This window comes from Belnapia sp., assembly GCF_059504005.1.
In genome coordinates this window covers 66,061-91,282 of record NZ_JCACHU010000157.1, presented here as the reverse complement: position 1 = coordinate 91,282, position 25,222 = coordinate 66,061, and the positions used below count along the sequence as shown (strand labels likewise).

The following is a 25,222-nucleotide window of genomic DNA, read 5'->3' as shown; positions in this document are numbered from 1 at the left end:
CCAGCCCCTATCTGGGGCCTCGCCCTGTGCCGAAAAGCGGGGATGCGCCGCTCGAATGGCATGGGAGGGCCGTCCTTGAAAAGCACCATTCGGTCCGCGCCGGGCGGGAACGGCCGCCCACGCTCCCGGTTGAAGCCGCATCCCTGCCGAAAGCCCGGCCGCCTTGCCCCGATCGCCGCTTGCCCTCATCGCCCTGGCCCTGCTCCTTGCCGCCTGCGCCACCCAGCCGGGGCGGGAGGAGATCGCCAACCGCACCTATGTCGTCACCGGCGCCTCCAGCGGCTTCGGCCGCGGCGTCGCCACGCGGGTCGGCGCGCAGGGGGCGAATGTCGTCCTCGCCGCCCGCCGCGCCCCGGTGCTGGAGGAGGTGGCGGGCGAGATCCGGGCCGCCGGCGGGCAGGCCCTGGTCGTCCCGACCGATGTCAGCCAGCCCGATCAGGTGGAGGCCCTGGCCGCGGCAGCCGTCGCCCGCTTCGGCCGCATCGATGTCTGGGTGAATAACGCCGCCGTCGCCAGCATCGGCCGGTTCGAGGAGATCCCGGTCGAGGACCATGCCCGCGTCGTCGACGTGAACCTGAAGGGCGTGATCTATGGCAGCCATGCCGCGCTGCGCCGCTTCCGCAGCCAGGGCGGCGGCACCCTGGTCAACATCGCCTCGGTCGAGGGCCGCGTGCCGCTCGCCTATCATGCGAGCTACAGCGCGACGAAGCATGCCGTCATCGGCCTCGGCAACGCGCTGAACCAGGAGCTGCGCCTCGGCGGGCTCGGCGACCGCATCGCCGTCTCGACCGTGCTGCCCTGGGCCGTCGACACGCCCTTCTGGCAGCATGCGGGCAACTACAGCGGCCGGACGCCGCGCATGGTGCTGATGGATGGGCCCGATCAGACGGTCGACGCCATCATCCGCGTCTCGGTGCGCCCGACGAGCGAGCTGGCGGTGGGCTGGAAGGCGAAGGGCGCCGTGCTCGGCGAGCGGATCTGGCCCGGCCTTGCCGAGCGCATCGCCGGCGACGTGGTCCACCGCGCCCAGATGGAGAGCGGCGCGCCCACCCCGCCGACCAGCGGCTCCCTCTACGCCCCCGTGGCGGAGGGCACCGGCGTCGCCGGCAATGCCCGCGCCCGGATGGAGCGGGAGGATCAGCCGAACAGCAGCCGGTAGGCGACCCGGTCGAGGACGAAGACCGCCGCCGCCCCGGCGACATAGAGGCTGCCCGCCGCGACCAGCATCATCCGCCGATGCGCCTCGATCCGCCCCCGCCGTGCGAGCACCACCGCCCGCGCGACCGTCACCAGCAGGGCGAGGGCCAAGAGATGCAGCGGCGAGGGCCCATGCCGGGCGACGAAGAGCGCCGTCACCGCCGCCCCCACCAGCCCCGCCGCCGCCAGGCGGCCCCAAAGGCGGTGCCCCCCGCCGCCGGGCTTCGGCAGGAGGAGCGCGACCGGCACCACCAGCATGGCGAAGGCGGAGAAGCCGAGGTGCAGCAGCACGGGGATGGGCATGGGAGGCCTCGCCGGTTATGTTAACGGCGATAACTTCGGAGCCCATGTGAACGATGTCAACATCCGAGCGCAGCTACCACCATGGCGACCTGCCGAGCGCCCTGGTCGCGGCCGGCGAGGCGTTGCTCGACGAGGGCGGCGACGGCGCCTTCTCCCTGCGCGAGGCCGCCCGCCGCGCCGGCGTCTCCCCCGCTGCCGCCTACCGCCACTTCCCGGACAAGGAGGCGCTGCTGGCCCGCATCGCACTCCGCGGCTTCGCCGAGTTCGGTGAGGCGCTGCGGCAGGCCGCCGCCGCGGCGCCCGATGGGCCGCTCGACGCCATGGGGATCGCCTATGTCGACTTCGCCCTGGCCCGGCCGGCGCGCTTCCGGCTGATGTTCGGCCCGCTCACCGCCCGCGCCTCGGCCCGCGATGCCGGCCTGGCCGCCGCCCGCAACGCCGCCTTCGAGGCGCTCTCGGCCCGCGCGGGCTCCCGCCCGGCCTCGCTGCGGGCCTGGGGCCTGGTGCATGGCCTGGCGATGCTGCTGCTCGACGGCGCGCTGCCGGCCGAGGACCCCGCCGTCCTGGTGCGCGAGCTGCTGCCTGGCTGAGCCGCTGGGCCGGGGTCCAGCTCATTCCCTCGCTGCATGATGGACGCCTCCGGCCGCTCCAGCCTTCAGCGATCGTGCTCTATTGCGGCTTGAACACGCTCCGCTTCGCCGCATCCGCCGCGCGCCAGAGATACCAGGCGGCGACGCTGCGCCAGGGCTTCCAGGCCTCGCCGATCGCCGCCAGCTCCTTCGGCTTCGGCTGTGCCTCGAGCCCCGCCGCCACCTTCCACCCCTCGCGCACGCCGAAGTCGTCGACCGGCAGCACGTCGGGGCGCCCGAGCGTGAAGATCAGCAGCATCTCGACCGTCCAGCGCCCGACGCCGCGGATGGCGACGAGCCGCTCGATCAGCGCCGCGTCGTCGAAGCGCGAGCAGGCCTCGCGCGTCGGCACCAGCCCGCCGGCCGACTTCTCGGCGATGTCGCGGATGGCGGCGACCTTGGAGCCAGAGAGGCCGCAGCCCCGCATCGCCTCCACCTCCATCGCCAGGATCGCTTCCGGCGGCGGGAAGGCATGCGCCGGATGCAGCGCCAGCAGCCGGCCGAGGATCGCCTCCGCCGCCCGCCCATGCACCTGCTGGTGGGCGATGGCGCGGACCAGCGCCTCATAGGGCTCGCGCGTCACCGGCTCGAGCGTGCAGGGGCCGATCTGCTTGATCACCTTCTTCAGGACCGGGTCGCGCCTGAGGGCGCGCTCGGCGCGGGCCCAGTCGGGGCGTTCGGTCTGCTTCGGGCTGCCGCCGGCCATGTCGCTCATCCGGCGCTTCTATCCTGGCCGCCCGGGCTTGCGCCATGCCGCCCGCGCCGGGGATGCTTCGCCCATGCCCGAACTCTATGCCGCCTATGGCAGCAACCTCTCCCATGCGCAGATGCAGGCCCGCTGCCCAGGCGCAGTCGTCGTCCGCGGCCTGCTGCTCCCCGGCTGGCGGCTGGTGCTGCGCAAATTCGCCCTGATCGAGCCGGACTCCGTGGCCGCCTGCCCGATCGGCCTCTGGCAGGTGACGGAGGCGCACATGGCGAGCCTCGACCGCTACGAGGGCCCGCATACCTATGAGCGGGCCCGCCTCGCCCTGCCGGATGGCGGCGAGGCCTGGATCTACCACGAGCTCGCCTTCCGCCCCGGCCCGCCCTCGGCCGAATACGTGGCGCGGCTGCGCCAGGGCTACTGCGACTTCGGCTTCGACGCGGCGCCGCTCGAGGCGGCGCTGGCCGCCTGAGCCCTCACACCACCTGCAGCAGCCCGGCCAGAAGCCGGGCCCGCGGCACCAGGCTGTCGAGCAACAGGTGCTCCTCCAGCGTATGGCCGCCCGCGCCCTGCACGCCGAGCCCGTCCAAGGTCGGGATGCCCATCGCCCCGGTGAAGTTGCCGTCCGAGCCGCCGCCCGCGCTCTGCGAGCTGACGTCGAAGCCGATGCCCCGGGCGATCCGCCGCGCCGTGCCGTAGAGCTCCATCCCGCGCGCATCCGGCTCCCAGACCGGCCGCGTCACGCCGCGCCGCACCTCGAGCTGCACGTCGTTGCCCGTCGGCCGCAGCGCCAGCATGGTCTCGACCGCGTGGTCGAGGTCCTCCTGGCGCTTCGCCATGGAGAGGCTCTCCGCATCGCAATGCGTCGCCACGCAGTTCACCCATTGCCCGCCATGGATCACGCCGACCGAGAAGGTGACGTCGTCGGTCGTCAGCGCCTCGATCGCCACCACCTGGCGGCACATCTCGCGGATGGCGCTGCGTCCATCGGCGAGCCGCGCCCCGGCATGGCTCGGCCGGCCGGTGGCACGCAGGTTGAAGCGGGCGATGGCGTAGCGCCCCGTCACCACGCCGCCATCCGGCCGCGCCGGCTCCGGCACCAGCACCACGGCGTGGCGCGCCGCCTCCGCCTCGATCAGGTCGCGCGTCGAGGGCGAGCCGACCTCCTCGTCGCTGGTCAGCAGCACCGTCACCGGCCGGCTGGTGGCGATGCCGGCGCGGGTGAGCTGGCGGATGGCCTCGAGGGCGATCCAGTTGCCGCCCTTCATGTCATAGACCCCGGGGCCGTAGACCCGGTTGCCCTCGACCCGCCAGGGCAGCGGCTCCAGCGTCCCGATGGGGTGGACGGTGTCGAGATGCCCCATCACCAGCACGCCGGGCAGGCTTGGGTTCGGGTGGGGGAAGCTGGCCCGCACGCAGGGCCCGTAGCCCATCCGCCCGGGGATGGTCTCGATGCGCGCGCCCATCAGCGCCAGGTCGCGCGCCGCGATCTCCATCATCCGGGCGACGGCGGCGGCGTCGAAGGTTGGGCTCTCGCATTCGACCCAGCGGCGCAGGCCAGGCAGCATTGCCTCGGCGTCGAAGGGCAGGTCGAGGACGGGCTGGTCCATGCGGCATCTCCGGTGTGAGAGGGAAGGGAGCGTGTATCCGTCGCGGCCGGCCGGCAATGGGGTCCTTGCGCGGCCGCGCTCTCCCTGACGCCGACGCGGCCCGGCTGCTAGGCTTGCCGCCATGACCCAGCCCCCCCGCCTCATCCCCCAGGCCGGCCCTGCCGCCTGGGCCGGCTCTGCCCTCAGCCCCGCCGACTGGATGATCCCGGCTGGGGCCGAGGCCGCGGCCGAGCTGGCCGAGCCCGATGCGGCACAGCGGCCGCAGCTCACCGCGCTGCTGCGCCAGGCCGCCGAGCGGCTGGACGACGGCCGCGGCTTCTGCCTCCTCCGCGGCCTGAAGCTCGACCGCCTCCCGGCGCCGGAGGAGCCGCTGCTCGCCCTCGGCCGCCTGCTTGGCCGCCCCTTCCCGCAAGGTGCCGAGACGCCCGCCGCCAGCCCCCAGTTCCGCGCCGACCCGGCCGATGCCGCCCTGCTGCTGTGCCTCGGCAGCCTGCCGGAGGGTGCGCTCGGCCTCGTCTCCGCCGCCGCCCTACACAATGCGCTGCTGAAGGCCGACCGGGGGGCGCTCGCCGTGCTCCACCGCGACTTCCCCTTTGGCGAGGCCGCGCTCCCGGTCTTCTCGACCACCGAGGGTGCCTTCGTTAGCCATCACGACCCGGAGGCGATGGCCGAAGCCGCGCTCGACCCCGACCAGCAATCTGCGCTCGCGGCGCTGGAGGCGGCCGCGGCGGCGCCCGGCCAGGCGCTCGTTCTGCCGCTCCATGCCGGAGACCTGCTGCTGCTGAACCCCCGCCTGGTCTGGACGCGCATCGCCGCGCCGGCGCCGGAGCTCCGCCGCCTCTGGATCGACCGGCCGAACCCCCGTTCCCTGCCGGAGCCCTTCCGCGCCCGCGGCTCGCCGATGGTCGGGGGCTGAGCCGATGCGCATCCTGGTCGCCAATGCCAACACTACCGAGGCCATCACCGGGCTCTGCGCCGCCGCCGCCCGCGCCGCCGCGAGCCCAGGCACCGAGATCGTCCCGGCGACGCCGCGCTTCGGCCCGGCGGTGATCTCCTCCCGCGCCGAGAACATCGTCGCCGGCCATGCCCTGCTGGAGCTCCTCGCCACCCAGGCCGGCGCGGTGGATGCCGTGCTGCTCGCCGTCAGCCACGATACGGCGCTGGAGGCCGCGCGCCAGCTCATGCCCTGCCCGGTGGTCGGGATGACGGAGGCCGCCTGCCTCACCGCCTGCCTCGCCGGCGGCCGCTTCGGCCTCGTCACCTTCGGCGGCACGGAGACCTACCGCGAGCGCATCGCGCAGCACGGGCTGAGCGCCCGCCTCGCCGGCCTCGCCGGTGTCGATGCCACGCCGCAGGATGCCGTGCGGGATCCGGAGGGGGTGGCGCGCAAGCTGCAGGCGGCCATCGCCGGCCTCGCCGCGGAGGGCGCCGATTCGGTCGTGCTCGGGGGCGCCGCGCTGGCCGGGATGGCGGCGCGGCTGCAGCCCGAATCGCCGGTGCCGCTGGTGGACGGCATCGCCTGCGGCGTCCGGCTGCTGGAGATGCTCGTCGCCCTGAAGCTGCCGAAGCCTGGCCTCGGCAGCTTCGCCGCGCCGCGCGGGCGCGAAGTGAGCGGCGTCGACCCGGCCCTCGCTGCCCTGTTCCGCGGCGGGTAGGGCGCCGCTGCCGCGGGCTGGCGACATGCCACAGAGCACCGCAGGGGCCACGCCCAGGCGGCCCTGAATCCTGGTCCGCCGGCGTGCTACTCCGCCGTTGCGCCCGACTTCCGCACCACCTCGGTCCATTTGGCGATCTCGGCGCGGATGAAGCGCTCGAACCCGGCAGGCGAGGTGCCGCCATCCGGCGTCAGCCCCGGCGCCATGCCGCCGAGGTCGGCGATCTTGGCCCGCGTCTCCGGCTCCTTCACCACCGCGTCGATCTCGGCCCCGAGCCGGTCGATGATCGGCTTCGGCGTCCGCGCCGGCGCCTGCACGCCAAACCAGGCCGTCGCCTCCACATCGGGGAAGCCTGCCTCCGCCGTGGTCGGCACGTCCGGCAAGGCGGAGCTGCGCTGCTTCGTCGTCACCGCCAGCGGCCGCAGCCGCCCCTCGCGCAGATGGCCGATGACCGAGGGCAGGTTGTCCACCGCCACCTCGATCCGCCCGGCGATCACCTCCTGCAGCATCGGCCCGGCGCCGCGGAACGGCACATGCTGCATCTCGATGCCCGCGACGGATTTCAGCAGCTCCCCGGTCAGGTGCAGCGAGGTGCCGATGCCGGAGCTGCCGTTGTTGAGCTGGCCCGGCCGCGCCTTCACGTAGTCCACCAGCTCCCTCAGCGTCCTCACCGGCAGGGCGTTGGTGACGAAGATGGAGTTCGGGACCTGCAGCATGAGGCCGGCGGCGGCCAGCTCCTCGGGCTTGTAGGGCATCTTCGACCCGTAGAGGCTGTAGTTGATCGCCCCCGAGCTCACCGTGCACATCAGCAGCGTGTAGCCGTCCGGGTCGGACTTCACCACGGCATCGGAGCCGATATTGCCGCCCGCCCCGGGCCGGTTCTCAACGATGACATTCTGGCCGAGCCGTTGGGTCAGCCGCTCGGCCAGGATGCGGGCCGAGATGTCGGTGGTGCCGGCCGGGGTGAAGGGCACGACCAGCCGCACGGTGCGCAACGGCCAGGCCTCCTGGGCGAGGGCAGGGGCGGCGAGCAGGCCGGCCCCGGCGGCGAGCGCCCTGCGGCGGGTCAGGATCATCGGACGTCTCTCCCGGTTCTTCTGCGGCATAGGTGGCGGTGCGGCCGGGCCGCCGTCAACCCTCCCGGCACGGGATCGTTCCACTGGAGGGAGGGAACTTGCGCCGCCTTCCGCCGATCCCTCTCCGGTGTTGTCGCAGGGCAGGCCTTGCCGGTCGGCGGGGCTTGCCCAATAGGCAGGATGGAGCCCGGCGCCGCCGGGCGCGGGGACCACTCACAGGGGCGCCGGGATGGATTTTGTCAGGCTCTACGGGCGGGTCCTGAAGCTGCTGTCGAAGGACCGCTGGGTCGCGGTCGGCCTTTCGATCGCCAACATCGCGCTCGCCGGCCTGCTCTTCCTGGAGCCGGTTCTGTTCGGCCGAGTGGTCGACGTGCTCTCCCACGCCGCGACCAACACGCGGGAGCAGGTCTGGGAGCAGGCCTTCGCCCTGCTCGCGCTCTGGTGCGCCGTCGGCCTCTCCGGCATCGGCGCGACCGTCGCCGTCTCGCTGCTGGCGGACCGCATGGCGCATCGCAACCGGCTGGTCTCCATGCACCAGTATTTCGAGCACGTCCTCGCCCTGCCGCTCTCCTTCCACGGCGACATCCAGTCGGGCCGCCTGATGAAGGTGATGCTGGTCGGCGCCGACAACCTCTTCAGCATCTGGCTCGCCTTCTTCCGCGACCACATGTCGACCTTCGTCGCGGCGCTGGTGCTGCTGCCGCTGACGCTGGCGATGAACTGGCGGCTCGGCCTGCTGCTCCTCGGCCTGGTCGTCGTCTTCGCCGTCATCACCGCCTTCGTCATCAGGCAGACCGAGACGGCGCAGGGCAAGGTGGAGATGTTCCAGTCGCGCCTCGCCGGCACGGCCCAGGATGCGCTTTCCAACGTCATCGTCGTGCAGTCCTTCACCCGCATGGCGAGCGAGGCGCGGATGTTCGGCGACATCATCCGCCAGGTGATGGACCATCAATTCCCGGTGCTGAACTGGTGGGCCGTCGTCTCCGTGCTGACCCGCGCCGCGAGCACGCTGACGGTCATCGCCATCTTCATCCTCGGCACCGTGCTGCATCTCGACGGCAAGGCGACGGTCGGCGAGATCGTCAGCTTCATGGGCTTCGCCACGCTACTGATCAGCAAGCTGGAGGGCGCCGTCGCCTTCGTCTCCCGCCTCGTCTTCCAGGCACCGGGCATCGCCGAATTCTTCGAGGTGCTGGACGCACGGACCAGCGTGCCGGAGCGTCCGGGCGCCATCTCGCTCGGCCGCGCCGGCGGCCAGGTCGTGTTCGAGCGGGTGGCATTCGCCTATCCGGGCGGCCCGCGGATCCTCTCCGATGTCGAGTTCCGCGCCGATCCAGGCCGGACCATCGCCCTGGTCGGCCAGACCGGCGCCGGCAAGTCGACAGCCATGGCGCTGCTGCAGCGCCTCTGGGATCCGGTCGCCGGCCGGGTCACGCTCGACGGCCACGACCTGCGGGACATCAGCCTCGACAGCCTCCGCCGCAATGTCGGCGTCGTCTTCCAGGAGAGCATGCTCTTCAACCGGACCATCCGGGACAACCTGCTGGTCGGGCGCCCCGAAGCGACGCATGAGGAGCTGGAGCGCGCCTGCCGCATGGCCGAGGCGCACGACTTCATCATCCGGCAGCCGAAGGGCTACGACACGCTGGTCGGCGAGCGCGGCGCCAGCCTGTCCGGCGGCCAGCGCCAGCGCCTGGCCATCGCCCGCGCGCTGCTGAAGGACCCGCCGGTGCTGATCCTCGACGAGGCCACCAGCGCCCTCGACGCCGCCACCGAGGCGCGGGTGCAGAAGGCGCTCGCCGCGCTGATGGCCGGGCGCACCACCTTCATCATCGCCCACCGGCTCTCCACCGTGCGCGACGCGGACGAGATCCTCGTCTTCGAGGGCGGCCGCATCGCCGAGCGCGGCAGCTTCGACGCGCTGGTCCGCGAGGGCGGCCGCTTCGCCGAGCTGGTGAAGACCCAGCTCACCGCCAGCGCCCCGCTCGCCGCGCCCGAAGCCGTGAAGGCGGCGGAATGACCGATGCCGCAGCACGGCTTTTGCTTGCAGCCGCCGCGCGCGGCAGCGCAGCCTGATCCCCTGGAAGAGACAGCCCAAGGGAGAAACCCATGGTCATCGCCGCCATCCTGAAGACGAAGGGCAACCGCGTCATCTCGCTCGGGCCCGAACAGAGCGTCCTCGACGCGGCCCGGCTGCTGGCCGAGCACCGCATCGGCGCCGCCCTGGTGCGCGGCCCGGCCGGCGAGTTGCTCGGCATCCTGAGCGAGCGGGACATCGTCCGCGGCATGGCGGCACACGGCCCCGGCACCACCGGCCTCAAAGCCACGCAGTTCATGACCCGTGACCTCGTCACCATTCGCCCGCAGACCCTGGTGGCCGAGGCCCTGTCGCTGATGACGGAGCGCCGGGTGCGCCACCTGCCCGTGCTCGATGCCGGCGGCGGCCTGGTCGGCATGGTCTCGATCGGCGACCTGGTGAAAGCCCGTATCGAGGCCGCCGAGCAGGAGGCGGAGGAGCTGAAGCATTACGTGGTCTCGGCCGGCTAAGGCCCCTTGTTGAGGGGACGCCTTCCGGGCTTCACTCGCCCCTGGTAATGAACCGGGGGCTTCCACGCATGACCATCACCCGTCGCGCCGCGCTGGCGGCGCCGAGCCTGCTCGCAATCCCGGGCCTGGCCCGGGCCCAGACCAGGTGGCAGCTCGCCAGCGCCTATCCGGACGGCAATTTCCACACCAGGAACCTCCGCGAATTCTGCACCGATCTCGAGCAGGGCACCGGCGGCAAGCTGCAGGTCCAGCTGCACAGCAACGCCTCCCTCCTGCCCATGCCGCAGATCAAGCGCGGCGTGCAGACCGGCCAGGTGCAGCTCGGCGAAATCCTGCTGACCGCCTATTCCAACGAGGATCCCTTCTTCGACGCCGATGCGGTGCCTTTCCTCGTCGCCGACTTCGCCGGCGCCAAGAGGCTGGCCGAGCTCCAGCGCCCCTATATCGAGGCGCGCCTCGCCCGCCAGGGGCTGTCGCTGCTCTATACCGTCGGCTGGCCCGCGGCCGGCTTCTATACCCAGGTGCCGCTCGCCAGCCTCGACGTGCTGAAGGGCAGCCGCTTCCGTACCTTCAGCCCGCTGACCAACCGCTTCGCCGCCCTGGTCGGCGCCAACCCAGTGCTGGTGCAGCAGGCGGAGCTGGCCCAGGCCTTCGCCACCGGCATCGCCACCGCCATGGTGACGAGCGCCCAGACCGGCGTCGACACCTCCGCCTGGGACTATGCCAAGGTCTTCACCCCGGCCGCCTTCTCGATGACCAAGAACGCCGTCCTCATCTCCCGCCGCGCGCTGGAGGGCCTGCCGGCCGACCAGCAGGCCGCGGTCAAGGCGATGGCGGGGAAGGCCGAGGACCGCGGCTGGGCCTATGCCGAGGAGGCGCAGAAGGCGGCCGTGGCGCGGCTCGCGGAGAAGGGCCTCACGATCGGCACCATCCCGCCCGACGTCATGGCGGGGCTGAAGAAGATCGGCGACACCATGACCGAGGAATGGGTCCAACGCACCGGCGAGGATGGCCGCAAGCTGGTGGACGCCCTGCGCGCCGCCTGACCATTCCGGGCGCGGCGCTGCCTCCATCGCGGGCAGCGCCGTCCATCCGCCCTGTTTCAGCCATGGCTTGGCCCCTTGCGGCCGCCGGAGCCCCCGGCGATGGTGCCCTGCCGGGTTCCGCCATCAAAGGGCCTCCATCGATGCCATCCATCCGCCGCGTCACCGGAGGCTGCTGAGCCGAATGCGCCGCCTGCTCGATGCGCTTTATGCCCTGGGCGCCGGCCTCGCCGCCCTGTCGCTCTTTGCCATCTTCTGCGTGATGATGGCGCAGGTGGTGATGCGGGAGATGCAGCTCCAGCTTCCCGCCGCCGACGACATCAGCGCCTATCTCTGCGTCTCCACCACCTTCTTCGCCCTCGCCGCCACCTTCAAGCGCGGCGAGCTGATCCGCGTCGGCATGGCGCTCGACAGGCTCGGCCCCGCAGCCCGCCGCTGGGCGGAGCTGCTGGTGCTCGGCATCGCCGCGGTGCTGATCGCCTACGTCACCTTCTGGACCGCGCAGGACATGTGGTTCAGCTGGGAGATCGAGGAGGTGGCGCAGGGCACGGTGCCCATCCCGCTCTGGATTCCGAAGATGTCCGTCCCGCTCGGGAGCGGCCTGCTGCTCCTCGCCATCCTCGACGAGTGGGCAGCCGTCCTCGCCGGCGCCAAGCCGGGCTATGTCGTCGCGGCTGAGGAACGCGCCGCGGCCGGCGACTTCTCGGCGGAGGTCTGACCGATGGATCTGCTGACCTTCGCCCTGCTGCTGCTGGTGCTGCTTTGCGTGCTGCTTGGCGCCGGGCTCTGGATCGCCATGTCGCTCGCCGCCGTCGGCTATGTCGCCATGGTCTTCGTGCATCCGAGCCCCGGCCTCTTCCTCGCCTCCTCCTTCTGGGAGGCGACCGGCTCCTGGACCCTTGCCGCGCTGCCGATGTTCGTCTGGATGGGCGAGATCCTCTTCCGCACCAAGCTGTCGGAGGAGCTGTTCAACGGCCTCGCCCCATGGGTGCGGCGCATCCCGGGCGGCCTGCTGCACGTCAACATCCTCGCCTGCGGCATCTTCGGCAGCGTCTCCGGCTCGAGCGCCGCGACCTGCGCGACGGTCTCGAAGATCGCGCTGCCGGAGCTGAAGCGCCGTGGCTATGACGAGAACGTCGCCGTCGGCTCGCTGGCGACCTCGGGGACGCTCGGCATCCTGATCCCGCCCTCGATCATCATGGTCGTCTATGCGGTGGCAGCCGAGGTCTCGATCATCCGCGTCTTCATCGCCGGCTGCATCCCGGGCCTGCTGGTGATGCTGCTCTTCAGCGCCTATATCGCCGTCTGGGCCATGCTGAACCCGCAGAAGCAGCCCAGGGCCGAGCCGCGGATGAGCTTCCTCGACAAGATGCGGGCCAGCGCCAAGCTCATCCCCTGCGCCGTGCTCATCGTCGTCGTCATCGGCACCATGTTCGTCGGCTGGGCGACGGCGACGGAGGCGGCGGCCTTCGGCGTGCTCGGCTCGCTGCTGATGGCGGCCGGCTGGCGCACCGGCGCGGTGCTGCTGGCGGCAGACATCCTGGCCTGGGCCTTCGGCGTCATCGGCTTCTCCGAGGTCTGGCCGATCGCCTTCTTCGCGCTTCTTGGCCTCGCCGCCGGCGAGCGCGTGCTGACCTGGCAGGCCTTCATCGACAGCGTGAAGGGCGCGACGCGCCTGTCCTGCATGATCATGTTCATCCTGGCGGGGGCGGCCTTCCTCACCAAAGCGATGGCGCTGACCGGCATCCCGGCGGCGCTCGCCGAGGGCGTGGCGCATCTCAATCTCGGCCCCTATGGGCTGATCGCCATCCTCACCGTCGTCTACGTCCTGCTCGGCACCGCGCTCGACGGCGTCTCGATGATCGTGCTGACCACCTCCATCGTCATCCCACTCGTCCAGCAGGCCGGCTTCGACCTGGTCTGGTTCGGTATCTTCATCGTGCTGCTGGTGGAGATTGCCGAGATCACGCCGCCGGTCGGCTTCAACCTCTTCGTCATGCAGACGATGACAGGGAAGGAGCAGACCGAGGTGGCGATGGCCAGCCTGCCCTTTTTCCTGATGCTGGTGCTGACGGTGGTGCTCTGCACCCTCTTTCCGGTGACGCTGGTCACCGGCCTGCCGGACCTCCTGCTGTCGCGGTAGCGGGGCCGAGGCCCCGCTACGCCTGCCAGCCTCACCGCATCGGGGTGGTGCTGTTCATGCTGTTGCCGGCCGGGGCGGTGCCGGCGGGCGGCACCGCATCGCCACGGGCCCCCATGCCGGTGCCGGTCGTGCCGGTTGTGTTGGTGGTCGTCGCGCCGGTGCTGCTCGGCGTCGTGCCGCCCACCATGCCGCCGCCCATATAGGCGCGATCCGCCTCGCTGGTCGGCCGGCGCGCCGCGCTCTGCGAGCGGTGGCCGCTGCGGCGGGCCGAGCGGCGGTTGTCGATCGGCGTCCGCACCTCCGGGTTGCTCCAGGGCGGCGTGCCGAGGTTGACGTCGCGCGGGCTGGTCGTCGCCCCCGCCACCGCGCCGGCGCCGGCGCCGATCGCGGCCCCGGCCAGCGCGCCGACCGGCCCGCCCAGCGCACCGACGCCGGCGCCCGTCGCCGCGCCCGCGGCCGCGCCGCCGGTCGTCCGGTCGGAACTGTTGGTCCCGCAGGCCGCGAGCGCCAGGGCCAGGCCGGCCGCGCCCAGGATCTTCCAGCTCATCTCTTCCTCCATCCCTTGCCGTTTCTCCGGGTGGTCGCGCCTGCGCGCCGCCGCCCCGCACCAACCGGAACGCCTCCGCGCTGAAATGGTTGCGCGGGCGGTGGAGAACCGGCACGCGGATGTCAGCCGGGGATCGGCCAATCCGGACGGTCGAAGCGCTGGATCTCGAGCAGGTAGCCCGCCGGGTCGCGGAAGAAGAAATGCGTGATGCCCGTCGCCGCATTCGCCTCCGGCATTCCCTCGACCACCACGCCCTCGGCGGTTAGGTGCGCGTGCCAGGCCTCCACCGCCGGCGTGACGAGGGTCAGCACCACGCCCCCCTCCGCCCGCGGCTCATGCCCCTGGCGCGGTACGCGCGCCCGCACCACGCCGAGGAAGGCCCGGCGCCCCGCCGTCGCATAGATCGCGGCGAAGCCCTGGTCCTGCACCAGCTCGAGGCCGAGCACACGGCTGTAGAAGTCGCGGCAGGCGGCCGGATCCTCGGCATAGAGGAAGGTGACCTGCTGGGCGAAGGCGGGGGGAGGGGCCACGGCGCCGGTCATGCCCGCTTCTCCACCAGCAGGCCGTCCGGCTTGCCGGCGATGCCGGCCGCCGCCTCCGCCGCCTGCCGAAGCTTGGCGTCGTGCCGCTTCTGCGCCTCTGTCCGGTCGTCGCCCAGCACTTGGCGAACCCGCAATTCCTCGAGGTCGAGTTCCTGCTCCAGCTTCACCAACCCCTCCTCCGGGATAAGCCCGGCCTGATAATGCGCGATCAGCTGCCGCCGCGATGCCTCGAGCGCCGCGAGCCGGAGGCGCCGCCGCGCCGTCCGCTCGGCGGTCGCCGCGCCCTGTCCGGCGGCCGTCCGGTGCAGATGTCCGGCCCGGTCGCGGTACTCATGGACCAGGTCGGCGGCGATGGCCCCCTCCAGCGGATCCTCCAGCCGGCGCTCGATCTCGGCCAGCGCCGCCGCCGCGATGAGCCGCCGCCCCTCGGCCTCCTCCGGGTCGACGCCGTTCGGATGCGGCGGCAGCGTCACGCCCAGCCGCTGGATCACCCATTCCAGCGTCGTCCCCTGCACCACCAGCGTCGCCAGGATGACGGTGAAGGCGAGGAAGACGATGAGGTCGCGCTCCGGGAAGCCCGCCGGCAGGGCGAGCGCCGCGGCAAGGCTCACCACGCCGCGCATTCCGGCCCAGCCGACGATGGCGATGTGCCGCCAGTCCGGCATCGGGTCCCGGCGGCGCAGCGCCGGGATGCGCCGCGGCAGCCAGCTCGCCGGGAACACCCAGAGGAAGCGCGACAGGATCAGCGCCAGGGCTACGCCCCCGGCGATGCCGGCGAGGTCGAGCATCCCGCGGCTCGCAATGCGGTCCAGCACATCGTTGAGCTGCAGGCCGATCAGCAGGAAGACCAGGCTGGTGAGCAGGAATTCGACGAAGCGCCAGACCGTGGCCATGGTCACGCGCGCGCCATAGGAGAGCACGGTGTGCTGCGCCCGGCCGAGGACCAGCCCCGTCGTCACCACCGCCAGCACCCCCGAGACATGCAGCGCCTCGCCCGCCATGTAGGAGGCGTAGGCGGCGAGGAAGCCGACCGTCGTCTCCAGCATGAGGTCGTCGAGCCGCGGCATCACCCAGAGCGCGGCCCGGCCCACGGCCCAGCCGACGACGATCCCGCCGAGGCCGAGCACGAAGAAGCTCGCCGCCCCGCTCGCCGCGCCGAAGGTGCCGCTCGCCAGCGCGGCGGCGACCGCCAGCTTGTAGAGCACGAGGGAGGAGGCGTCGTTGATCAGGCTCTCGCCCTCGAGCACGGTGACGATGCGCCGCGGCAGCCGCAGCCTTTGCAGCACGGCTGAGGCCGCGACCGCATCCGGCGGCGCGACGATGGCGCCGAGCGCGATCGCCGCCGGCCAGGGAAGCTCCGGCACCAGCCAGCGCGCCACGCCGGCGATGACGAAGGCGGTGAACGCCACGGCCCCCACGGCCAGCAGCAGGATCGGCCCCAGATTGCTGCGGAAGGCTCGCCAGTCTGTCCGGTAGGCGCTCACCTGCAGCAGCGGCGGCAGGAAGAAGGCGAGCGCCAGGTCGGGGTCGAGCTGCAGGCTCGGCATGCCGGGGATGAGCGCCAGCACCATCCCCCCTACCACGAGGATCACGGCATAGGGCAGCCGCAGCCGCCGCGCGAGGAGCGAGAATCCGATGCAGGCGCCGATGAGCGCGAGGAGCAGTTCGACCAGAGCCATGTCCTGCTTCTACCTGCCCGATCGGCCCGGTTGCGAGAGGGTCCGACGGCGCCCCATCTCGCCAGGGCCATGCCCGACACGATGCTGCCCCAGGATGCCCCGCTGCTCGATGCCTATTCCCGCGCCGTCACGGCGGCGGTCGAGCGCGCCGGCCCCGCCGTGCTGCATGTCGCGGTGCGGGGCCGGCGGGGGCAGGGGGCGGGCTCCGGCGTCGCCGTCTCGCCCGACGGGCTGGTGCTGACCAATGCCCACGTCGTCGCCGGGGCCGAGGCGCTGCAGGTGACGGCCGCCGAGGGCCGCCCCATGCCCGCCCGCCTGCTCGGCGCCGACCGCGACACCGACCTCGCGCTGCTCCGCGCCGAGGCCCCGGCGGCGCTCGCCGTCGCCGAGCTCGGCGACTCGGCGGCGCTTCGCGTGGGCCAGCTGGCGATCGCCATCGGCAACCCGCTCGGCTTCTCCTCGACGGTCACGGCCGGGGTGGTGAGCGCCCTCGGCCGCAGCCTCGCCGGCCGCGGCGGCCGGCCGATCGAGGATCTGGTGCAGACCGATGCGGCGCTGAATCCCGGCAACTCGGGCGGCGCCCTGGTCGACAGTACCGGCCGGGTGATCGGCATCAACACGGCGATCATCGCCGGCGCGCAGGGCCTTTGCTTCGCGGTCGCCTCCAACACCGCGCAGCTGGTGCTCGGGGAGCTGGTGCGGTTCGGCCGCGTCCGCCGCGCCGGCCTCGGCCTGACCGGCCAGCGCGAGGCCGTCCCCCGCCGCCTCGCCCGCGCCGCCGGCCTGGTGCAGGAGAGCGGGGTGCTCGTCACCGCCGTCCAACCCGAGGGTCCCGCCGCCCGCGCCGGGCTGGAGGCGGGCGACCTCATCCTCCGCATCGGCGACCGGCCGGTGACCGGCGTCGATGCCCTGCTGCGCTGGCTCACCGCGGAGCGCGTCGGCGAGCCGGTGGAGCTGCTGGTCCTCCGCCGCGGCGACCCCCGCCGCCTTCGCCTGGTGCCGGGCGAGCGCGGCGCCTAGCCCTTCAGGGTCTGGATCGGCTCGAAGCCCTCGAATTCGGGATGGCCGACATAGAGGGGCCGCGTTCCGCCGGCGCTGCGATGCGCCATGCGGAACGCCTCCGACCGGGTCCAGCCCTCGAAGGCCTCGCGGCTCGCCCAGACGGTGTGCGAGGCGTAGAGGGTGTGGTCCTCCTTCTGCGGCCCGCGCAGCAGCTGGAATTCGACGAAGCCCGGCACCGTGCTGAGCTTCGAATCGCGCGAGAGCCAAAGCTCCTCGAACTCCGCCTCAGCGCCGGTCATGACGCGGAAGCGGTTCATCGCAATGAACATCCTGTTCCCCTAATGGCTGAAGCGCCTCGTGCCGCCATCCACATGGATGACCTGACCGGTGATGTAGCGCGCCAGCGGCGAGGCGAGGAACACCGCAAGCACCGCAAGATCCTCCGGCTGGCCGATATAGCCGGCCGGCACCTCCCGCTCCGTCCAGGCGCGCCGCGCTTCCTCGGTCGGCATCACCCGGAAGTCGATCTGCTCGGAGTGGATGCGTCCGGGCGGGATGGAGTTGACGGTGATCCCGTCCCGCCCGACCTGGCGCGACAGCGCCTTGGCCCAGATATGGACCGCCCCATTCGGCGCATTGGCCGGGTTGACGTTGTGCGGCTCGTCCTGCCCGGTCAGGTTGATGATCCGGCCGAACCCGGCCGCCTGCATGGCCGGCACCAGCGCATGGGTGATGCGCCGGGCGGCATGGAAGTTGAGCTCCATCGCCTCCTGCCAGACCGCCTCCTCGCCAAATTCCCCCGGCGGCTGCGGCCGGCTGCCGCCCGCATTGTTGACCAGGATCTCGCAGCGCCCGAACCGCCCGAGCACTGCGTCGCGGATGCGGGGCGCCGCCGCCGGGTCGGTCACGTCCTCGACGAGGACGAGCGGTTCGGCCGTTGCCGGCATCTCGGCGGCGAGGTCCTCCAGCAGCGCCCGGCGGCGGGCCAGGATGGCGAGGCGGCAGCCCTCCCGCGCCAGCATCGCCGCGATGCAGCGCCCGAGCCCCGCCGAGGCGCCGGTGACGAGCGCGACCCGCCCGGCCAGTTGGAGATCCATCCGCGCCCCCTTCGGTTGCCGGCGCCAGCCTGGGGCCAGGCCCGGCAAAAGGAAAGGCCGCCCCGGCCTCCCGGGGCGGCCTCCATGCCAGGGCGGGCTTCGGGACTCAGCCGCTGAGCGCGGCTTCCTTGCCCTTCCGCAGGTTCGGCAGGAGCATGGCGGCCAGGGCGATGGCCCCGATCGCCAGCATGCTGGCGCTGATCGGGCGCTCGAGGAACACCATGACGTCGCCGCGGGACAGCAGCATGGCCCGCCGCAGATGCTCCTCCATCATCGGCCCGAGCACGAAGCCGATCAGCATCGGCGCCGGCTCCAGCTTCAGCTTGTTGCACATGTAGCCGAATACCGCGAAGACGACGGTGGAGTACACGTCGAAGACGTTGTTGTTCACGCTGTAGGCGCCGATGCAGCAGAACACCAGGATCGCCGGGTAGAGGAACTTGTAGGGAACCTGCAGCAGCTTCACCCACATGCCGATCATCGGCAGGTTGATGACCAGCAGCATGACATTGCCGATCCACATGGAGGCGATGAGGCCCCAGAACAGGTCGGGCTGGGCCTCCACCATCCGGGGGCCGGGCTGGATGCCCTGGATGATCAGGGCGCCGACCATCAGCGCCATGACCGCATTCGCCGGGATGCCGAGCGTGAGGAGCGGGATGAAGCTGGTCTGGGCCGCCGCGTTGTTGGCGGCCTCGGGCCCGGCGACGCCCTCGATGGCGCCGGTGCCGAAGAGGTTCCGGTGCTTCGAGACCTTGCGCTCCATCATGTAGGAGCCGAAGGAGGACAGCGCGGCGCCGCCGCCCGGCAGGATGCCGAGCACGGTCCCGACCAGCGTGCCGCGGAGCGTGGACGGCGTCGCCCGGCGGAATTCCTCCCGCGTCAGCCAAAGGCTGCCGACCTCGGTCTTGAGGACGCTGCGGGCCTCTGGCCGCTCCAGGTTGAGGATGATCTCGGCGATGCCGAACATGCCCATCGCCAGGGCGACGAAGCTAATGCCGTCCGACAATTCGGGGATGCCGAAGGTGAAGCGCTGCTGCCCGGTCTGCACGTCGGTGCCGACCAGGCCGAGGGCCACGCCGAACACCACCATGCCGATCGACTTAATGACCGAGCCCTGCGCCAGGACGGCCGAGATGATGAGGCCGAGCAGCATGAGCGAGAAGTAGTCCGCCGGCCCGAAGGACAGCGCCACCGAGGTCAGCAGCGGCCCCGACCCGGCGACGACGATGGTTGCGACCGTGCCGGCGAAGAAGGAGGCGAGGGCGGATGTCGCCAGCGCCGCGCCCGCCCGGCCGTTCCGGGCCATCTTGTAGCCCTCGAGCGTCGTGACGACCGAGCTGATCTCGCCTGGCAGGTTGAGCAGGATGGCAGTGGTCGACCCGCCATACTGGGCGCCGTAGTAGATGCCGGCCAGCATGATGATGGCGGTGGTGGCCGGCTGGCCGAAGGTGATCGGCAGCAGCAGCGAGATGGTGGCGACCGGCCCGATGCCCGGCAGCACGCCGATGGCGGTGCCGATGAGAGCGCCGATCAGCGCGAAGAGCAGGTTGTTGAAGCTGAGCGCGACGCTGAAGCCGTGCGCCAGGTTGCCAAGGATGTCCATGACCGTTGCGTGTCCCTATCCTTGCCTCTGGTCAGTACTGCAGCGGCCAGACGGCCACGCGGATGTCGAGCTGCTTGATGAAGATCCACCAGCACAGCGCCAGCAGGAAGACGGTGATGCCGAGCACGCCGAGCGGCCGCGTGCGGTGCTCCGGCTCGGCCAGGCAGGCGATGCCGATGGTCGCCGCCAGCGCCAGCATCAGCCCGCCCTTCTCCAGCAGCAGGCAGAAGGCGCACATGGCGGCGCAGATGAAGGCAAGCAGCCGCCAGCCGGCCGCGTAGCTCAGGACCAGGAAGCCCACCAGCATCCCGAGGCCGAGCGCGGCATAGGAACTCTCGAAGAAGCTGCCGAAATAGGGCGCCACCAGCCCGACGACGGTGCCGACGATGACCGCCATCGCCAGCATCGACGCGTCGAGCCCGGTCCATTTCTCCAGCGGGTCCGGGCCGTTGAAGAAAGCCAGCGCCAGGACGATGCTGCCGAGCCCGATCTGGGCCCAGAACACCAGCATGGGCATGTAGCCGGGCCCCATGCGGCGGGCGCTGCCAAGGGAGTGGTCGCCATTGAGCCAGAGCCCGACGGCAGCGATCAGGACGAGCAAAACGCCCGAGGCGACATCCTTGGCATTGATCTTCATGCTCTACCTTTCTCGGCTCCCGGCCTGCCGGAGCTTGCCCCCGGCATGTCCTTGGCGGCAGTTGTGGAACGACAACCCGATGGAGCGCCTCGGGTCAAGCCGGGGCCCTGCCGAATCCCCAAGCCTTCGAGGCTACTCCACTCTCGCGCCCGATGCCTGCACCACCGGCGCCCATCGCACCACCTCACCGGCGATGAACTCCGCGTAGGCTGCGGGCGAGAGCGGGCGGACCAGCCCGCCCAGCTTGGCGAAGCGCTGCTGCGTGGCCGGCTCGGCTAGCACGGCATTGATCTCCCGGTTGAGCCGCCCGGTCACCGCCGGCGGCATCCCGGCCGGGCCGGAGACGCCGAACCAGGAGTTGCTGACGAGGTCGACGCCCTGCTCGCGGAAGGTGGGCACCGCCGGGACGGCCAGGTGGCGCGCCGCCGATGCCGCGGCCAGGCCACCCACCGCGCCTGCGCGGAGATGGCCGGAGGCGCTCGGCAGGCTGTCCGACATCATCGGCACCACGTCGGCGATGACATCCGTCATGGCCGGCCCGGCGCCGCGATAGGGCACATAGTTCACCCGCGCCCCCGTCGCCTGGCCGAATTGCACGATGAGGAGATGGTTGAAGGAGCCTGAGCCGGAGGAAGCGATGTCGACCCCCTGCGGCCGCTCCCGCGACAGCCGTACCAGGGCGTCGAGGTCGCGCGGCGGGAAGCGCGGGTTGGCGACGAAGACCGAGGGCGTCTCGATCAGCAGCGCGACATGGGTGAAGTCGCGCAGCGGATCGTAGCGCAGGTCGCCGTAAAGCGTGGGCGCGATGCCATGGCTTGCGATGTTGGACACGACGAGGGTCAGCCCGCTCGGTGCCGCCTGCGCCACCATCGCCGCGCCCAGCGTCGATCCCGCGCCCGGCTTGTTCTCGACGATGACGGGCTGGCCGAGCCGGGCGCCGAGCCCCTGGCCCACCAGCCGCGCGGCGAGGTCGGTGGTCCCGCCCGGAGCGACGGGCACGACGAGGTGGATCGGCTGCGCCGGCCAGGCGGCCTCGGCACGCGCGATCGCGGGCAGCGCCGCGATGGCGGCGCCGCCGGCGAGCCAGGCTCGGCGCGGCAGCATCCCGGGCGTCCTCCTCCCTTTGGATTGGGTGGCGTATCGCATGACGGGATGATGGACGGCAAGCCAGCCATCCCCTGCTGCGACGCGGCAAATTTGCGCCCCGGCGGCTTGCGGGAGGCTCGCTTTGCCTTAAAGCTCCCGCGTCACGTTTCCATCAGCAGGACCCGTCGCCATGGCCGCTTCGCCCCGCCCGAACGACCCCGAGACCGCGATCCGGGAGGCGGTGTTGGCCCTGGAGCCGCGGCTCATCGAGATCCGCCGCGACATCCACGCCCATCCCGAGCTCGCCTTCGAGGAGGTGCGCACCGCGGGCATCGTCGCGGCCGAGCTCGCCCGCCTGGGCATCCCGCACCGGACGGGCGTCGGCCGCACCGGCGTGGTCGGCGTGATCGAGGGCGGCCGCCCCGGTCCAACGCTCGCCATCCGCGCCGACATGGACGCGCTGCCGATTTATGAGATGACCGGCCTGCCCTTCGCCAGCACGGTCAAGGGCAAGATGCATGCCTGCGGCCACGACATCCACACGACGACGCTGCTCGGCGCCGCCGAGGTCCTGAAGGACATGGCCCCGCAGCTCGCCGGACGCGTCGTGCTGGTGTTCCAGCCCGCCGAGGAGGCGCTCGGCGGCGCGGCGGAGATGGTCAGGGACGGCGTGCTCGAGGGCGTCGACATGGCGCTCGGCTTCCACAACCAGCCGGACATGCCCGTCGGCCAGTTCGGCTATTGCCGCGGCTCGACGCTGGCGGCCGCGGACCGCTTCGACCTCGTGATCCGTGGCAAGTCGGGCCATGCCGCGCATCCGGACCAGGCGGTCGACCCGATCGTGGCCGCCGGCGCCTTCATCGCCGGGGCGCAGACCGTGATCAGCCGCGAGCTCGACCCGCTGATGCCCGGCGTCGTCACCATCGGCATGATCCATGGCGGCACCGCGCCCAACATCATCCCGGAGACGGTGGAGCTCCGCGGCACCGTCCGCACGCTGCACCATGCGGCGCGCGATGCCGCCGAGGCCGGGCTGAAGCGCCTCGCCGCCGGGCTGGAGGCGATGCACCGCGTCACCTGCACGCTCAGCTACCGGCGCGGCGTGCCGCCGCTCGTCAATGCCGACAGCGTGCTCGACCCCGCCATCGCTGCCGTCCGCCGCCAGTTCGGCGAGGCGGTGGTGGAGGGCCGCCCGAGCATGGGCGCCGAGGATTTCGCCGAATTCGCCGAGCGGGTGCCCGCCTTCCAGCTCCGCATCGGCAGCGGCGCGCCCGGCCGGCACGACCACCTGCACAATGACCGCTACCAGCCCGATGAGCGCTGCATCGGCCTCGGCGCGCAGGCGCTGACCCGCATCGCGCTCGACATGCTCGCATGAGCAACCGCATCGCCGAGCTGGCGGCACCCGAGGTCGCCGGGCGGCTGGGGCAGGGGGCCTGCGCGATCCTGCCCATGGGCAGCCTCGAGACGCATGGCCCGCAGGCGCCGATGGGCGACTACCTCCTCGCCGAGGCGCTGGCCGACCGCATCGCCGCCGGCACCGACTCGCTCGTCCTGCCCAGCATCCCCTTCGGCGGCGAGGACTATTTCGGCATGGTCCCCGGCGGCATCGTCCTCACCCCAGGCCTGCTCCAGGCGGTGGTGGAGGAGGTCTGCGGCAACCTGATCCGCACGGGATGCCGGCGCATCCTCATCCTCAACGGCCATGCCGGCTCCATCGCCCCGGTCGATGCCGCCGCCCGCAGTCTCCGTCGACGGCAGGGCGTGGTGGTCCCGGCGCTGCATCTCTGGCGCATCGCGGGGGCGCTCCATGCTGAGCTCGGCGGCAGCCCGGCGAGCCTCGGCCATGGCGGCGACCCGGTCTGGTCCGTCGCCCTCCATCTTCGCCCCGATCTCTGTCGCCCCGAGCGCGCCCGCGCCCGCGAGCCGGCCGGCAGCCTCCTTGGCCAGCCCATCGCCAGCTTCGGCGCCATCCGCCTCGCCGGCGTCGAAGTCGCCGTGCCGATCGAGGTGGAGGAGGTCGCCCCCGGCGGCGTCGCCTGCGCCGACAGCCGCCCCGGCAACCCGGAACACGGCGCCCGGCTCGCCGCACGCCTCGTCGAGGCCGGCATCGCCGCCATCGCCGCCCTCCGCGGGGCCACGGCATGAAGGTCTGCGTCTTCGGCGCCGGCGCCATCGGCGGCCATGTCGCCGCCCGCCTGGCCAAGGGCGGCGCCGAGGTCTCGGTCGTGGCCCGCGGCGCCAACCTCGCGGCGATCCGGGAGCGGGGCCTCACCGTCCACGCCCCGGACGGCACGCTGCATTGCCGCCCGCGCGCCAGCGCCGAGCCGGCCGCGCTCGGCCCGCAGGATGCGGTGATCGTCACCACCAAGGCCCCCGCCCTGCCGAGCGTCGCCGCCGCCATCGCCCCGCTGCTGGGGCCTGAGACGCCGGTCGCCTTCGTCATGAACGGCATCCCCTGGTGGTACAACGACGCTACCGCCCGCGACGGCCAGCCGCTGCCCGCGCTCGACCCGGACGGCGCGCTGCGCCGGGCGATCGGCATCCCGCGCACCATCGGCGGCGTCGTCTACTCCGCCTGCGAGGTGACCGCCCCGGGCGTGGTCGAGGTCGAGACCAGCGACGGCCGGGTCATCCTCGGCGAGGTCGATGGCCGCATCAGCCCGCGTGCCCAGGTCCTCGCCGCCGCCATCGCCGCCGGCGGCCTGCCCTCGCCGGTGGTGCCGGACATCCGCCAGGCGGTCTGGCAGAAGCTGCTCGGCAATTTGGTCAGCGGCCCGCTCTGCATCCTGACGCGCTCCTGCATGCAGGACACGCTGCAAAGCCCCGAGGCGCGGGAGACGGCGATCCGCATGGCTGAGGAGGTCACCGCCATCGCCGCCGCCGAGGGCTGGCCCATCCCCGGCGATGCGCCAGCCGCCCGCGTCGCCCGCTCGGCCAGGCTGCGCCATAAGCCCTCCATCCTGCAGGACCTCGAGGCCGGGCGGATGATGGAGGTGGAGGCGATGCTCCGCGCCCCGCTGCGGATTGCCCGCGAGGCCGGCGTCGCCGTGCCGACCCTCGCCCTGATGGTGGCGCTGGCGACCCGCGCCGCCATCGCCGCCGGGCTCTACACCCCCGCCGAGGAGGCTGCATGAGGATCTGCATCTACGGGCCCGGTGCCATCGGCGGCCACCTTGCTGGGCGGCTGGCCCAGGGCGGGGCCGAGGTCTCGGTCGTCGCCCGCGGCGCCCAGCTCGCCGCCATCCGCGAGCGCGGCCTCGCCGTCCGCCTGGCCGATGGCGCGATCGAGTGCCGCCCGCGCGCCAGCGCCGACCCGGCCGAGCTCGGCCCGCAGGATGCCGTGGTGGTCTGCACCAAGGTCCCGGCCCTGCCGGGCGTCGCCCGCGCCATCGCCCCGCTGCTCGGGCCGGAGACGCCGGTCGCCTTCGTCACCAACGGCATCCCCTGGTGGTACTTCGGCCATCATGGCGGGGCGGAGGAGGGACAGCGCATCCCGGAGGTCGATCCGGGCGACGTCGTCTGGAACGCCATCGGCCCGGCGCGGGCGATCGGCGGCGTGGTCTACTCCGCCTGTTCCGTGCCGGAGCCTGGAGTGATCGAGGTCACCAGCCGCTCCAGCAAGCTGATCCTCGGCGAGCCGGACGGCAGCCGCAGCGCCCGCGTCATGGCGCTCGCGGGCGCCTTCAAGCAGGGCGGCCTGCCCTGCAGCGTCGCCGCGGACATCCGCACCGATGTCTGGGCCAAGCTGCTCAACAACCTCTCCAACGGCCCCTTCTGCATCCTCAGCCGCCGCAACATGCAGGAGACCTTCTGCGACCCCGCCATCCGCGCCGCGGCGGTCGCGGTGGTGAAGGAGGGCCTCGCCATCGCCGCCGCCATGGGCCGCCCGGTCGGCGGCGCGGCGGAGGAGCGGATCAACCTTTCGGCCGACATCCCACACAAGCCCTCCATCCTCCAGGACCTCGAGGCAGGGCGGCCGATGGAGGTGGATGCGCTCTTCCAGGTGCCGCTCCGCCTAGCGCGGGAGCGCGGCGTGCCGGCGCCAATGCTGGAGCTGATCGTGGCGCTCGCCGCCCAGGCCGCCGAAGCCGCCGGCCTCTACCGCCGGGAGGGGTGA

Annotated in this window: 27 protein-coding genes; 15 read left to right on the top strand and 12 right to left on the bottom strand. The window is 72.4% G+C overall.

Features of this window, described 5'->3' with window-relative positions:
- Window positions 1-163: 163 nt before the first annotated feature.
- Complete coding sequence (locus tag AC5JJ1_RS23610; protein WP_495787559.1) at window positions 164-1,159, top strand: SDR family NAD(P)-dependent oxidoreductase; 996 nt, start codon at window positions 164-166, stop codon at window positions 1,157-1,159.
- Here the strand turns inward: AC5JJ1_RS23610 and AC5JJ1_RS23605 are convergent.
- Window positions 1,138-1,500 carry a DUF2306 domain-containing protein gene (locus AC5JJ1_RS23605; protein WP_495787558.1) on the bottom strand — a complete coding sequence of 121 codons (363 nt, stop codon included), beginning with the start codon at window positions 1,498-1,500 and terminating at the stop codon, window positions 1,138-1,140. The two genes, AC5JJ1_RS23610 and AC5JJ1_RS23605, sit on opposite strands and share 22 nt — an antisense overlap.
- Window positions 1,501-1,553: 53 nt before the next feature.
- Here AC5JJ1_RS23605 and AC5JJ1_RS23600 point away from each other — a divergent pair, with 53 nt between their 5' ends.
- Complete coding sequence (locus AC5JJ1_RS23600; RefSeq protein ID WP_495787557.1) at window positions 1,554-2,090, top strand: TetR/AcrR family transcriptional regulator; 537 nt, start codon at window positions 1,554-1,556, stop codon at window positions 2,088-2,090.
- A 79-nt stretch (window positions 2,091-2,169) separates the two neighbouring features.
- On the opposite strand, the gene AC5JJ1_RS23595 is transcribed toward AC5JJ1_RS23600, so the two are convergent.
- Entirely contained in the window at window positions 2,170-2,844 is a 675-nt protein-coding gene (locus AC5JJ1_RS23595; RefSeq protein WP_495787556.1) for a DNA-3-methyladenine glycosylase family protein, read from the bottom strand.
- Window positions 2,845-2,908: 64 nt separating this feature from the next.
- Here AC5JJ1_RS23595 and AC5JJ1_RS23590 point away from each other — a divergent pair, with 64 nt between their 5' ends.
- Window positions 2,909-3,304 (top strand): gamma-glutamylcyclotransferase family protein, encoded by a 396-nt coding sequence (locus AC5JJ1_RS23590; RefSeq protein ID WP_495787555.1) that lies wholly within the window; start codon window positions 2,909-2,911, stop codon window positions 3,302-3,304.
- 4 nt (window positions 3,305-3,308) lie between these two features.
- On the opposite strand, the gene AC5JJ1_RS23585 is transcribed toward AC5JJ1_RS23590, so the two are convergent.
- A complete protein-coding gene (locus AC5JJ1_RS23585) occupies window positions 3,309-4,442 on the bottom strand; it encodes a M20/M25/M40 family metallo-hydrolase (RefSeq protein ID WP_495787554.1) in 1,134 nt (377 codons plus the stop codon).
- Window positions 4,443-4,563: 121 nt separating this feature from the next.
- Between AC5JJ1_RS23585 and AC5JJ1_RS23580 the strand changes: the two genes are divergently transcribed.
- Together AC5JJ1_RS23580 and AC5JJ1_RS23575 are read left to right on the top strand one after the other, a co-directional pair.
- On the top strand, window positions 4,564-5,358 hold the full coding sequence (locus tag AC5JJ1_RS23580; protein ID WP_495787553.1) for a hypothetical protein: 795 nt from the start codon (window positions 4,564-4,566) through the stop codon (window positions 5,356-5,358).
- 4 nt (window positions 5,359-5,362) lie between these two features.
- Complete coding sequence (locus AC5JJ1_RS23575; protein ID WP_495787552.1) at window positions 5,363-6,097, top strand: aspartate/glutamate racemase family protein; 735 nt, start codon at window positions 5,363-5,365, stop codon at window positions 6,095-6,097.
- Between the two features lie 86 nt (window positions 6,098-6,183).
- Here the strand turns inward: AC5JJ1_RS23575 and AC5JJ1_RS23570 are convergent, their stop codons facing one another.
- Window positions 6,184-7,173 carry a Bug family tripartite tricarboxylate transporter substrate binding protein gene (locus AC5JJ1_RS23570; RefSeq protein WP_495787551.1) on the bottom strand — a complete coding sequence of 330 codons (990 nt, stop codon included), beginning with the start codon at window positions 7,171-7,173 and terminating at the stop codon, window positions 6,184-6,186.
- A 229-nt stretch (window positions 7,174-7,402) separates the two neighbouring features.
- On the opposite strand from AC5JJ1_RS23570, the gene AC5JJ1_RS23565 reads away from it, so the two are divergent.
- The 5 genes from AC5JJ1_RS23565 to AC5JJ1_RS23545 all read left to right on the top strand — a co-directional run bounded on the left by AC5JJ1_RS23565 (window position 7,403) and on the right by AC5JJ1_RS23545 (window position 12,906).
- Window positions 7,403-9,193, top strand: coding sequence for a glucan ABC transporter ATP-binding protein/ permease (locus AC5JJ1_RS23565; protein WP_495787550.1), 1,791 nt, complete (start codon window positions 7,403-7,405; stop codon window positions 9,191-9,193).
- 89 nt (window positions 9,194-9,282) lie between these two features.
- Entirely contained in the window at window positions 9,283-9,720 is a 438-nt protein-coding gene (locus AC5JJ1_RS23560; protein ID WP_495787549.1) for a CBS domain-containing protein, read from the top strand.
- A gap of 68 nt (window positions 9,721-9,788) precedes the next feature.
- Window positions 9,789-10,766, top strand: a complete 978-nt coding sequence (locus AC5JJ1_RS23555) for a TRAP transporter substrate-binding protein (protein ID WP_495787548.1) — start codon at window positions 9,789-9,791, stop codon at window positions 10,764-10,766.
- Window positions 10,767-10,947: 181 nt separating this feature from the next.
- Window positions 10,948-11,481, top strand: coding sequence for a TRAP transporter small permease (locus AC5JJ1_RS23550; RefSeq protein ID WP_495787547.1), 534 nt, complete (start codon window positions 10,948-10,950; stop codon window positions 11,479-11,481).
- A gap of 3 nt (window positions 11,482-11,484) precedes the next feature.
- Window positions 11,485-12,906 (top strand): TRAP transporter large permease, encoded by a 1,422-nt coding sequence (locus AC5JJ1_RS23545; RefSeq protein ID WP_495787546.1) that lies wholly within the window; start codon window positions 11,485-11,487, stop codon window positions 12,904-12,906.
- 31 nt (window positions 12,907-12,937) lie between these two features.
- Here AC5JJ1_RS23545 and AC5JJ1_RS23540 read toward each other — a convergent pair whose 3' ends face one another.
- The 3 genes from AC5JJ1_RS23540 to AC5JJ1_RS23530 all read right to left on the bottom strand — a co-directional run bounded on the left by AC5JJ1_RS23540 (window position 12,938) and on the right by AC5JJ1_RS23530 (window position 15,674).
- On the bottom strand, window positions 12,938-13,453 hold the full coding sequence (locus AC5JJ1_RS23540; protein WP_495787545.1) for a YMGG-like glycine zipper-containing protein: 516 nt from the start codon (window positions 13,451-13,453) through the stop codon (window positions 12,938-12,940).
- Between the two features lie 122 nt (window positions 13,454-13,575).
- Entirely contained in the window at window positions 13,576-13,995 is a 420-nt protein-coding gene (locus tag AC5JJ1_RS23535; RefSeq protein WP_495787544.1) for a VOC family protein, read from the bottom strand.
- Window positions 13,992-15,674 carry a Na+/H+ antiporter gene (locus AC5JJ1_RS23530; protein WP_495787543.1) on the bottom strand — a complete coding sequence of 561 codons (1,683 nt, stop codon included), beginning with the start codon at window positions 15,672-15,674 and terminating at the stop codon, window positions 13,992-13,994. The genes AC5JJ1_RS23535 and AC5JJ1_RS23530 overlap by 4 nt, the downstream gene beginning before the upstream one ends.
- A 69-nt stretch (window positions 15,675-15,743) precedes the next feature.
- Between AC5JJ1_RS23530 and AC5JJ1_RS23525 the strand changes: the two genes are divergently transcribed.
- On the top strand, window positions 15,744-16,694 hold the full coding sequence (locus AC5JJ1_RS23525) for a S1C family serine protease (protein WP_495787542.1): 951 nt from the start codon (window positions 15,744-15,746) through the stop codon (window positions 16,692-16,694).
- Here the strand turns inward: AC5JJ1_RS23525 and hmuQ are convergent.
- From hmuQ to AC5JJ1_RS23500, 5 genes are all read right to left on the bottom strand, one after another.
- Window positions 16,691-17,005 (bottom strand): heme-degrading protein HmuQ, encoded by a 315-nt coding sequence (hmuQ, locus tag AC5JJ1_RS23520; RefSeq protein WP_495787541.1) that lies wholly within the window; start codon window positions 17,003-17,005, stop codon window positions 16,691-16,693. The two genes, AC5JJ1_RS23525 and hmuQ, sit on opposite strands and share 4 nt — an antisense overlap.
- A 9-nt stretch (window positions 17,006-17,014) precedes the next feature.
- Entirely contained in the window at window positions 17,015-17,773 is a 759-nt protein-coding gene (locus AC5JJ1_RS23515; RefSeq protein WP_495787540.1) for an SDR family NAD(P)-dependent oxidoreductase, read from the bottom strand.
- 106 nt (window positions 17,774-17,879) lie between these two features.
- A complete protein-coding gene (locus AC5JJ1_RS23510) occupies window positions 17,880-19,379 on the bottom strand; it encodes a tripartite tricarboxylate transporter permease (protein WP_495787539.1) in 1,500 nt (499 codons plus the stop codon).
- Window positions 19,380-19,410: 31 nt separating this feature from the next.
- The gene (locus tag AC5JJ1_RS23505; RefSeq protein WP_495787538.1) at window positions 19,411-20,016 is read right to left on the bottom strand and encodes a hypothetical protein; all 606 of its coding nucleotides are present in this window, start codon (window positions 20,014-20,016) and stop codon (window positions 19,411-19,413) included.
- 132 nt (window positions 20,017-20,148) lie between these two features.
- A complete protein-coding gene (locus tag AC5JJ1_RS23500; RefSeq protein ID WP_495787537.1) occupies window positions 20,149-21,120 on the bottom strand; it encodes a Bug family tripartite tricarboxylate transporter substrate binding protein in 972 nt (323 codons plus the stop codon).
- 172 nt (window positions 21,121-21,292) lie between these two features.
- Between AC5JJ1_RS23500 and AC5JJ1_RS23495 the strand changes: the two genes are divergently transcribed.
- The 4 genes from AC5JJ1_RS23495 to AC5JJ1_RS23480 are packed head-to-tail and all read left to right on the top strand — an operon-like array spanning window position 21,293 to window position 25,222.
- The gene (locus tag AC5JJ1_RS23495; RefSeq protein WP_495787536.1) at window positions 21,293-22,480 is read left to right on the top strand and encodes a M20 metallopeptidase family protein; all 1,188 of its coding nucleotides are present in this window, start codon (window positions 21,293-21,295) and stop codon (window positions 22,478-22,480) included.
- A complete protein-coding gene (locus AC5JJ1_RS23490; RefSeq protein WP_495787535.1) occupies window positions 22,477-23,250 on the top strand; it encodes a creatininase family protein in 774 nt (257 codons plus the stop codon). The genes AC5JJ1_RS23495 and AC5JJ1_RS23490 overlap by 4 nt, the downstream gene beginning before the upstream one ends.
- Entirely contained in the window at window positions 23,247-24,239 is a 993-nt protein-coding gene (locus AC5JJ1_RS23485; RefSeq protein ID WP_495787534.1) for a ketopantoate reductase family protein, read from the top strand. The genes AC5JJ1_RS23490 and AC5JJ1_RS23485 overlap by 4 nt, the downstream gene beginning before the upstream one ends.
- Window positions 24,236-25,222 carry a ketopantoate reductase family protein gene (locus AC5JJ1_RS23480; RefSeq protein ID WP_495787533.1) on the top strand — a complete coding sequence of 329 codons (987 nt, stop codon included), beginning with the start codon at window positions 24,236-24,238 and terminating at the stop codon, window positions 25,220-25,222. The genes AC5JJ1_RS23485 and AC5JJ1_RS23480 overlap by 4 nt, the downstream gene beginning before the upstream one ends.

Bases quoted from the DNA above. Each gene is read 5' to 3' on its own strand.
- AC5JJ1_RS23605 (WP_495787558.1), bottom strand. From the start codon at position 1,500: ATGCCCATCCCCGTGCTGCTGCACCTCGGCTTCTCCGCCTTCGCCATG.
- AC5JJ1_RS23600 (WP_495787557.1), top strand. From the start codon at position 1,554: ATGTCAACATCCGAGCGCAGCTACCACCATGGCGACCTGCCGAGCGCC.
- AC5JJ1_RS23595 (WP_495787556.1), bottom strand. From the start codon at position 2,844: ATGAGCGACATGGCCGGCGGCAGCCCGAAGCAGACCGAACGCCCCGAC.
- AC5JJ1_RS23590 (WP_495787555.1), top strand. From the start codon at position 2,909: ATGCCCGAACTCTATGCCGCCTATGGCAGCAACCTCTCCCATGCGCAG.
- AC5JJ1_RS23585 (WP_495787554.1), bottom strand. From the start codon at position 4,442: ATGGACCAGCCCGTCCTCGACCTGCCCTTCGACGCCGAGGCAATGCTG.
- AC5JJ1_RS23580 (WP_495787553.1), top strand. From the start codon at position 4,564: ATGACCCAGCCCCCCCGCCTCATCCCCCAGGCCGGCCCTGCCGCCTGG.
- AC5JJ1_RS23575 (WP_495787552.1), top strand. From the start codon at position 5,363: ATGCGCATCCTGGTCGCCAATGCCAACACTACCGAGGCCATCACCGGG.
- AC5JJ1_RS23570 (WP_495787551.1), bottom strand. From the start codon at position 7,173: ATGATCCTGACCCGCCGCAGGGCGCTCGCCGCCGGGGCCGGCCTGCTC.
- AC5JJ1_RS23565 (WP_495787550.1), top strand. From the start codon at position 7,403: ATGGATTTTGTCAGGCTCTACGGGCGGGTCCTGAAGCTGCTGTCGAAG.
- AC5JJ1_RS23560 (WP_495787549.1), top strand. From the start codon at position 9,283: ATGGTCATCGCCGCCATCCTGAAGACGAAGGGCAACCGCGTCATCTCG.
- AC5JJ1_RS23555 (WP_495787548.1), top strand. From the start codon at position 9,789: ATGACCATCACCCGTCGCGCCGCGCTGGCGGCGCCGAGCCTGCTCGCA.
- AC5JJ1_RS23550 (WP_495787547.1), top strand. From the start codon at position 10,948: ATGCGCCGCCTGCTCGATGCGCTTTATGCCCTGGGCGCCGGCCTCGCC.
- AC5JJ1_RS23545 (WP_495787546.1), top strand. From the start codon at position 11,485: ATGGATCTGCTGACCTTCGCCCTGCTGCTGCTGGTGCTGCTTTGCGTG.
- AC5JJ1_RS23540 (WP_495787545.1), bottom strand. From the start codon at position 13,453: ATGAGCTGGAAGATCCTGGGCGCGGCCGGCCTGGCCCTGGCGCTCGCG.
- AC5JJ1_RS23535 (WP_495787544.1), bottom strand. From the start codon at position 13,995: ATGACCGGCGCCGTGGCCCCTCCCCCCGCCTTCGCCCAGCAGGTCACC.
- AC5JJ1_RS23530 (WP_495787543.1), bottom strand. From the start codon at position 15,674: ATGGCTCTGGTCGAACTGCTCCTCGCGCTCATCGGCGCCTGCATCGGA.
- AC5JJ1_RS23525 (WP_495787542.1), top strand. From the start codon at position 15,744: ATGCCCGACACGATGCTGCCCCAGGATGCCCCGCTGCTCGATGCCTAT.
- hmuQ (WP_495787541.1), bottom strand. From the start codon at position 17,005: ATGTTCATTGCGATGAACCGCTTCCGCGTCATGACCGGCGCTGAGGCG.
- AC5JJ1_RS23515 (WP_495787540.1), bottom strand. From the start codon at position 17,773: ATGGATCTCCAACTGGCCGGGCGGGTCGCGCTCGTCACCGGCGCCTCG.
- AC5JJ1_RS23510 (WP_495787539.1), bottom strand. From the start codon at position 19,379: ATGGACATCCTTGGCAACCTGGCGCACGGCTTCAGCGTCGCGCTCAGC.
- AC5JJ1_RS23505 (WP_495787538.1), bottom strand. From the start codon at position 20,016: ATGAAGATCAATGCCAAGGATGTCGCCTCGGGCGTTTTGCTCGTCCTG.
- AC5JJ1_RS23500 (WP_495787537.1), bottom strand. From the start codon at position 21,120: ATGCTGCCGCGCCGAGCCTGGCTCGCCGGCGGCGCCGCCATCGCGGCG.
- AC5JJ1_RS23495 (WP_495787536.1), top strand. From the start codon at position 21,293: ATGGCCGCTTCGCCCCGCCCGAACGACCCCGAGACCGCGATCCGGGAG.
- AC5JJ1_RS23490 (WP_495787535.1), top strand. From the start codon at position 22,477: ATGAGCAACCGCATCGCCGAGCTGGCGGCACCCGAGGTCGCCGGGCGG.
- AC5JJ1_RS23485 (WP_495787534.1), top strand. From the start codon at position 23,247: ATGAAGGTCTGCGTCTTCGGCGCCGGCGCCATCGGCGGCCATGTCGCC.
- AC5JJ1_RS23480 (WP_495787533.1), top strand. From the start codon at position 24,236: ATGAGGATCTGCATCTACGGGCCCGGTGCCATCGGCGGCCACCTTGCT.